Source organism: Nocardioides sp. (assembly GCF_036274455.1).
In the GTDB taxonomy this organism is placed as follows: Bacteria; Actinomycetota; Actinomycetes; order Propionibacteriales; family Nocardioidaceae; genus Nocardioides.
The window spans coordinates 1-6818 of record NZ_DASUFR010000111.1; the positions used below are offsets into that span (position 1 = coordinate 1).

The 6818-nt window shown below is 69.9% G+C and carries 8 protein-coding genes and 2 tRNA genes; 1 reads left to right on the top strand and 9 read right to left on the bottom strand.

Annotated elements, in window-relative coordinates; translation table 11 throughout:
* The 4 genes from clpX to VFV89_RS10460 all read right to left on the bottom strand — a co-directional run.
* Positions 1-925 (bottom strand): ATP-dependent Clp protease ATP-binding subunit ClpX (clpX, locus tag VFV89_RS10445; RefSeq protein WP_329705871.1); only part of this gene is annotated, 925 nt, incomplete at its 3' end.
* A gap of 95 nt (positions 926-1020) precedes the next feature.
* Entirely contained in the window at positions 1021-1635 is a 615-nt protein-coding gene (locus VFV89_RS10450) for an ATP-dependent Clp protease proteolytic subunit (protein WP_329705878.1), read from the bottom strand.
* Between the two features lie 47 nt (positions 1636-1682).
* The gene (locus VFV89_RS10455; RefSeq protein WP_329705872.1) at positions 1683-2315 is read right to left on the bottom strand and encodes an ATP-dependent Clp protease proteolytic subunit; all 633 of its coding nucleotides are present in this window, start codon (positions 2313-2315) and stop codon (positions 1683-1685) included.
* An 89-nt stretch (positions 2316-2404) separates the two neighbouring features.
* Complete coding sequence (locus tag VFV89_RS10460; RefSeq protein ID WP_329705873.1) at positions 2405-2890, bottom strand: SRPBCC family protein; 486 nt, start codon at positions 2888-2890, stop codon at positions 2405-2407.
* A 91-nt stretch (positions 2891-2981) separates the two neighbouring features.
* On the opposite strand from VFV89_RS10460, the gene VFV89_RS10465 reads away from it, so the two are divergent.
* Complete coding sequence (locus VFV89_RS10465; protein ID WP_329705874.1) at positions 2982-3320, top strand: hypothetical protein; 339 nt, start codon at positions 2982-2984, stop codon at positions 3318-3320.
* Here VFV89_RS10465 and tig read toward each other — a convergent pair.
* The 5 genes from tig to VFV89_RS10490 form a co-directional block, all read right to left on the bottom strand.
* Positions 3317-4738, bottom strand: coding sequence for a trigger factor (tig, locus tag VFV89_RS10470; protein ID WP_329705875.1), 1422 nt, complete (start codon positions 4736-4738; stop codon positions 3317-3319). The two genes, VFV89_RS10465 and tig, sit on opposite strands and share 4 nt — an antisense overlap.
* A 35-nt stretch (positions 4739-4773) precedes the next feature.
* A tRNA-Pro gene (locus VFV89_RS10475) sits at positions 4774-4846 on the bottom strand.
* A gap of 45 nt (positions 4847-4891) precedes the next feature.
* Positions 4892-4965 (bottom strand) — tRNA-Gly (locus VFV89_RS10480).
* A gap of 61 nt (positions 4966-5026) precedes the next feature.
* Complete coding sequence (locus VFV89_RS10485; protein ID WP_329705876.1) at positions 5027-6133, bottom strand: PP2C family protein-serine/threonine phosphatase; 1107 nt, start codon at positions 6131-6133, stop codon at positions 5027-5029.
* A gap of 40 nt (positions 6134-6173) precedes the next feature.
* A partial coding sequence (locus VFV89_RS10490; protein ID WP_329705877.1) for an Fpg/Nei family DNA glycosylase occupies positions 6174-6818 on the bottom strand: 645 nt, incomplete at its 5' end.

The window sequence follows — 6818 nt, forward strand, 5'->3', positions numbered from 1 at the left end:
GGCCGATGAACTCCGGGATGAGACCGAACTTGACCAGGTCCTCCGGCCGGACGTCGTGGAACGGGTCGTCCGAGGGGTCCTTGCGACTCTCGAGGTCGTTGTTGAAGCCGAGCGGACGCTTGCCGACCCGCTGCTCGATGATCTGCTCGAGGCCGGCGAAGGCACCACCCACGATGAAGAGGATGTTGGTGGTGTCGATCTGGATGAACTCCTGGTGGGGGTGCTTGCGGCCGCCCTGCGGCGGGACGCTGGCGGTCGTGCCCTCGAGGATCTTCAGCAGCGCCTGCTGCACGCCCTCGCCGGAGACGTCACGGGTGATCGACGGGTTCTCGCTCTTGCGGGCGATCTTGTCGACCTCGTCGATGTAGATGATGCCCGTCTCGGCCTTCTTGACGTCGTAGTCGGCGGCCTGGATGAGCTTGAGGAGGATGTTCTCCACGTCCTCGCCGACGTAGCCGGCCTCGGTGAGGGCGGTGGCGTCGGCGATCGCGAACGGCACGTTGAGCATCCGGGCCAGTGTCTGGGCGAGGTAGGTCTTGCCGCAGCCGGTGGGGCCGATCACGAGGATGTTGGACTTCGCGACCTCGACGACCTCCTCCTTGCTGTGCCGCCCGGAGCTGGGCTGGAGGCCGGCCTGGACCCGCTTGTAGTGGTTGTAGACCGCGACGGCGAGCGACTTCTTCGCCTGCTCCTGGCCGATGACGTAGGAGTTGAGGAACTCGAAGATCTCCTTGGGCTTGGGCAGCTCGTCGAGGCTGACCTCGGTGCCCTCGCTGAGCTCCTCTTCGATGATCTCGTTGCAGAGGTCGATGCACTCGTCGCAGATGTAGACGCCGGGGCCCGCGATGAGCTTCTTGACCTGCTTCTGGCTCTTGCCGCAGAAGGAACACTTCAACAGGTCGCCACCGTCACCGATGCGTGCCACGGCGTTCCTCCTCCTCCACTGTGACCATCATCCCCAGTGCGTCCCGAACGGTACCCCGTCCCTCTCCCATTCGGGGGCGGGACACGGTGGGTGTGTCAGCCGGCGGTGAGCGCCGGCGTCCCCTTGAGCGACTCGAGCACGGCGTCGATCAGGCCGTACTCGACCGCGCCCTCGGCGGTGAGGATCTTGTCGCGCTCGATGTCGCGGCTGACCTCCTCCACCGACTTGCCGGAGTGGTCGCTGATCATCTTCTCGAGCAGCTCCCGCATCCGCAGGATCTCGTTGGCCTGGATCTCGATGTCCGAGGTCTGGCCGAAGGTGCCCTCGGTGTAGGGCTGGTGGATCAGGATCCGGCTGTTCGGCAGCGCCAGCCGCTTGCCGGGCGTGCCGGCCGCGAGCAGGATCGCCGCCGCGGAGGCCGCCTGCCCGATGCACACGGTCTGTACGTCGGGCCGGATGAACTTCATCGTGTCGTAGATCGCGGTGAGCGCGGTGAACGAGCCGCCGGGTGAGTTGATGTAGATGCTGATGTCCTGGTCGGGGTTCATCGACTGCAGGCACAACAGCTGGGCGATCACCGCGTTGGCGACGTCGTCGGAGATCGGGGTGCCGAGGTAGATGATGCGGTCCTCGAACAGCTTCGCGTAGGGGTCGATGCGGCGGAAGCCGTACGACGTCCGCTCCTCCCACTGGGGGATGTAGTAGTTCATCGACGGGCTCAGGTCGGGCGCGGCCGGGTTGGTCGTCATGAGAGTCCTCAGTTCTTCTGCCGCGCGGGGCGGCCGTCGTCGGCGGCTTCGCGGGCGCTGGTGATGACCTGGTCGACCAGGCCGTAGTCCTTGGCCTGGTCGGCGGTGAACCACCGGTCGCGGTCGGCGTCCTGCTCGATCTGCTCGACCGACTGGCCGGTGTGCTTGGCGATCAGCTCCAGCAGGACCTTCTTGATGTGCAACGACTGCTGGGCCTGGATCTTGATGTCGGACGCGGAGCCGCCCATGCCGGAGGACGGCTGGTGCATCATGATCCGCGAGTGCGGCAGTGCGTAGCGCTTGCCCTTGGCGCCGGCACAGAGCAGGAACTGGCCCATCGAGGCAGCCAGCCCCATGCCGACGGTCGCCACGTCGTTGGGGATGTAGTTCATGGTGTCGTAGATCGCCATGCCGGCGTCCACCGAGCCCCCGGGGCTGTTGATGTGGAGGAAGATGTCCGCCTCGGGGTCCTCGGCCGACAGCAGCAGCAGCTGGGCGCAGATCGCGTTGGCGTTCTGGTCGCGGACCTCCGACCCGAGGAACACGATGCGCTCGCGCAGCAGGCGCTGGTAGATGTGGTCGTCGAGGACGGCGATCCCGGCGCCGCCGCCGGCCGCCGGGCCGGAAGTCTGAGCAGTCACGTGGCCGACCTTAGCCGGGGCCGAGGGCAGTTCCACGGTGTGTTCCCCGATGTTCGCTCAGGGCAGATGAAAGCCGGGCCGGGGGACGCTCAGTGGCCCTCGACGGCCTGCTTGAGGCGGGCGACCGACCGGGCCATGCCCTCCTCGAGCTCGTCGGCGTGCTCGGCGATACCGCCGAGGAAGACCCGGGCGAAGGCGACGCTGAGCGTCGTGACCCGCTCCGGGACCGGTCGCCGGTGCACCACGCGGGTGCCCTCTCCCTCCGGGATCAGCTCCCAAACCCACCGCGCGCCGCTGGTCCGGGTGTCCCAGACGACCGTGCGGGCGGCCTTGACGTCGGTGACCACGCTGCGGGTCGGCCAGAACACGCCCTTGCGCCGGTTGATGCCGAGGTACCACTGCCCCGGCCGCAGCCCACCGCGCCTCAGCGGGATCATCCCGACCAGCTCGGGCGAGAGCTCGGGCATCCGGCGTACATCCCTGAGGACCTTCCACACCGCCTGCGGAGGCGCGGCGATCATGGTCTCCGCCCGCAGCTCGCGATCGGCCGCCCCGTGCGGCGCTGCCTTGGTCACGGGCAGCAGTCTGGCAGCGGATCCTGCTCCCGGCGTAGGGTCGGCGCCGCCACCTCGGGGTGAGTCTGGTCCGATCATGGGGGTTCGAGACATGTACCGACAGCTCGCACGCGTGGCCGCCGCCGGGCTCCTTGCCGGCGCGATCGGCCTCGGGCCGGGTGGCGCGCCGACGTACGCCGACGCGGCGTGCGACCAGGCGACCGCGGCCTACCAGGGCGCCCACCGCGACTTCGTCGCGGCCAAGCACAAGCTGGCCAGGGCCAAGCGGCAGCTGCACCACGCGCATGCGCACGGCACCGCGGCGCAGTTCCAGCACGCCAAGAACAAGGTGAAGCGGGTCAGGGCCAAGGTCCATGAGGCCAGGGCGGCGATGCAGGAGGCCCAGGCCGCCCAGGCCGCGGCCTGCCAGGGACTGCTCCCTCGGGCTTAGCCCTGGTCCTCGCCGGTGTCCTCGCCGGTGTCCTCGCCGGTGTCCTCGGCGGGTGCATCCGAAGCTGCTTCGGCGGCCTCGTCCTCGGGCTCACCGATGGTGCCGTCCGGGCGCAGGTTCTTCAGCTCGACGGAGTTGCCGGACTCGTCGGTCACCGTGGCCGACTCGACGATCTGGGCCAGCGCCTTGCCGCGCAGGATCTCCTGCACCAGCTCGGGGATGTGGTTGTGCTCGAACATGTGGTTCGCGAACTCCTGCGGGTCCTGGCCGGACTGCTGGGCCCGCCGGACCAGGTGCTGGGAGAGCTCGTTCTGGTCGACGCCGAACTCCTCCTTCTTGGCGATCGCGTCGAGCACGAACTGCGCGGCCACGGCGTCGCGGACCCGGCGCTCGAGGTCGGCCTCGAACTCCTCCTGGGTCTGGCCCTGCTCCTCGAGGTAGGCCTCCATCGACATGCCCGAGTAGACGAGCTGCTGCTCGATCGACTCGCGGCGCGCGTTGAGCTCGTCGGTGACCAGGGCCTCCGGCAGTGGGACCTCGATCTTGTCGAGCAGGGCCTCGAGCACGGCGTCGCGGGCGGTCGCGGCCTGCTCGAGCCGCTTCCCGCGGCCGAGCCGCTCGCGGACGTCGTCGGTCAGCTCGGCGACGGTGTCGAACTCCGACGCCTCCTGCGCGAACTCGTCGTCGAGGTCGGGAAGCTCCTGCTCCTGGACCTGGGTGACCTTCACCAGCACGTCCACGGCCTGGCCGACGAGGTCGCCACCGACCAGCTCGGTCTGGAAGGTCTTCTCCTCGCCGGCAGCCATCCCGACCAGTGCCTCGTCGAGGCCGTCGATCATGCCGCCACGGCCGACCTGGTAGCTCATCCCGGTCAGCTCGGCGCCCTCCACGACCTCACTGTCCTTGGTGGCGGTGAGGTCGATGACCACGAAGTCGCCCTCGGCGGCCGGGCGCTCGACGTCGGACAGGGTCGCGAACCGCTCGCGCAGCGCCTGCAGCTGCTCCTCGACGTCGGAGTCCGACACCGAGACGTCGTCGACGGTCGCCGAGAGGTCGTCGTACGACGGCAGGCTGATCTCCGGCTTCACGTCGACCTCGGCGGTGAACTCCAGCCCGTCCTCGCCGTGCCTGGTCACCTCGATCTCCGGCTGGGCCAGCGGCTCGAGGGAGTTGCTCTGGAGGGCCTCGATGTACTTCTGCGGCAGGACCTCGTTGATGGCCTGGTCGAGGACCGCCTCGCGGCCGACCTGGCGGTCGATGACCGCCGGCGGGACCTTGCCGCGCCGGAAGCCCGGCACGTTGATCTGCTTGGCGATCTGCTTGTACGCCGCGTCGAGGCTCGGCTTGAGCTCCTCGAAGGGCACCTCGACTGTCAGCTTGGCCCGGGTCGGGCTCAAGGTCTCGACGGCGCTCTTCAACTGCTTCTCCTTCTGTGGTCCCGCGAGTTGGTCAGTCGGGGCGACAGGACTCGAACCTGCGGTCTCCTGCTCCCAAAGCAGGCGCGCTAGCCACTACGCTACGCCCCGCCAAGCAGGCCGCCGGACCGCGTGGAGCGGCACGGAAACGCTGCTTGGAGCGGATGACGGGAATCGAACCCGCGTAGCCAGTTTGGAAGACTGGGGCTCTACCATTGAGCTACATCCGCGCGTCCCGGATCGTCGGCACGACGAGGTGCCCGGGACCTGGGAAATCTACCGTCCGCGGCCTCAGCTCCGCGAAACGACGACCATCGCCCGGTCGTCGTCGCGGGACCCGAGTGCGTCGACCAGCCGCCGGGCAGCGCCCTCGAGGCTGCCGCGCATGAGGTGCTCGGCCTCCCCCAGCATCCGGTCGATGCCGAGGTCGATGTCGCGCCTCGGCTCCTCGACCATGCCGTCGGTGTAGAGCAGCAGCGCGTCCTGGTGGGTGAGCCGGCCGAGTGCCGGGTGGAACACGGCGTCGCGGATCAGCCCCAGGATCGGGCCCTCGCTGGGCAGCACGCTCCACCTGCCGGTGCCGGCCTGGCGCAGGGCGGCGGGCGGGTGGCCGGCGGTCCGGACCTCGAAGCCGCCGGTGCGCAGGTCCAGTGAGAGGTGCACCGCGGTCGCGAACCCCTCCTCCCACTGCTGGTGCAGGAGGTAGTCGTTGGCGGCGGAGAGGAACTGGTCGGGCGGCAGGGCGGCGAGCAGGCCGCCGAAGGCGCCGGAGAGCAGCAGCGCCCGGGTGCCGGCCTCCTCGCCCTTGCCGGACACGTCCACCACGGCCAGCTCGAGCCGGGTGCTCGTGGCGAGGGTGGCGACGACGAAGTCGCCGGCGAACGGCGACCCGCCGGCCGAGCGCAGCGCGGACTCCGCGCGCCAGCCGGGTGGGAGCTCCGGGATCCCGCCCTGCTGGAGGATCCGGTCGCGCAGGTCGACGAACATCGACTCGCCCATCGTGCCCGCCACGCCGAGGCGAGAGCGCCGCAGCGAGGCCGCGAGCACGATGAGGCACATCAGCACCATGATCCCGATGGCGCCGTAGGTCCTCCCGCTCACCTCGGTCTGCAGGGCCAGCGCGATCATCAGCATGACGAACAGGTAGACCACGAACCACGGCAGGTGTCGCGGGTTGAGGAGCAGGCTGGCGAGCAGCAGCGGCACCATCAGGCTGATGAGCGGCACGCTCGCCGGCCAGATCGCGATCCCCACCACGATCGCGAGCGAGAGGGCCAACAGGAGGATGAACACCTTGGCGTCCTGGTAGGCACCCCGGCGCCGGAACCGGTGCAGAAGGCTGCGCGACATCGGCTCGGAGTTGCTGCGCGCGCGCGACGACCCGACGTCGGTAGTCATCGGGCGCCTCCAGGTCGTCGGGCCGGTGGTCCGGCTGCGCTCACTGTAGGGCTCTCGACCGGAAGCGGGGTTGGCACTTCGGACACCAGTAGAGGCGGCGGCCCTGCAGGTCGCGGACCCGGACCCGGGTGCCACAGCGGCGACAAGGCTCGCCGGCCCGGCGATAGACGTAGGACACGCGCGCGGTGTCGTCGTTCCGCTCCGCCCCGGTGAGGTCCTCGCTGCGCACCGTGCGGATCACGCCGGTCCGCACGCCGTCCGCCATCAGGGCCACCAGGTCCTCCCACATCGCGTGCCAGCGGTTGGGACCAAGACTGGTACCCGGCCGGAATGGGTCCACACGATGCCGGTGGAGCAGCTCGGCGCGATAGACGTTGCCGATCCCTGCGACGACGCCCTGGTTCATCAGCAGGCCGGCGATCGGCGCCCGGCTGCGCCGGATCCGCTGCCAGGCGCGGTCGGGGTCCGCGTCCGGCCGGAGCGGATCGGGCCCGAGCCGCGCGACCAGCGCGTCGCGCTGCTCGGGCGTGTGGAGCTCGCAGGCGGTGGCGCCGCGCAGGTCGGCGTACACGTTCGAGGCTCGCACCTCGGAGCGGGCGCGCAGGTCGGCGCCGTCCGCGCGCACCAGGCGCAGCCGGACCTGGCCGACCGGGGGCGGCACCGCCGCTGCGCCCTCGAGCAGGTC

Excerpts from the sequence above, each read along its gene's own strand:
- VFV89_RS10450 (WP_329705878.1), bottom strand. The coding sequence starts at position 1,635 with ATGAACTACTACATCCCCCAGTGGGAGGAGCGGACGTCGTACGGCTTC.
- VFV89_RS10465 (WP_329705874.1), top strand. The coding sequence starts at position 2,982 with ATGTACCGACAGCTCGCACGCGTGGCCGCCGCCGGGCTCCTTGCCGGC.
- VFV89_RS10485 (WP_329705876.1), bottom strand. The coding sequence starts at position 6,133 with ATGACTACCGACGTCGGGTCGTCGCGCGCGCGCAGCAACTCCGAGCCG.